Source organism: Streptococcus sp. KR (genome assembly GCF_002238115.1).
Taxonomy (GTDB): domain Bacteria; phylum Bacillota; class Bacilli; order Lactobacillales; family Streptococcaceae; genus Streptococcus.
Genome location: NZ_NGVM01000389.1, coordinates 1 through 212, shown reverse-complemented (window position 1 = coordinate 212; position 212 = coordinate 1). Strand labels below are relative to the sequence as shown.

The 212-nt window shown below is 29.7% G+C and carries 1 protein-coding gene; it reads right to left on the bottom strand.

From position 1 onward, the window contains the following. On the bottom strand, window positions 1-212 hold a 212-nt coding region (locus CBI42_RS12990), incomplete at both ends, for a hypothetical protein (RefSeq protein WP_179211458.1).

Genomic DNA, 212 nt, shown 5'->3' with positions numbered 1-212 from the left:
TTTTATCTAACATCACTCTAACCATTAAAGCTAATTTAAAACGTCGATCATAGTCTTCAAAACCTTGTTTTTTATAAAAGCTAAGCAACTTTTCAAAATTAATTAGCTCATAATCGTTTTGTTGTGCTGGTTTTGAGTTAGTCAAAGTACCTTTTACAAAACTTAAAATAGCTTGCTTCCGACTAATCCCCAAAAATTCACTTTTGTTAGCT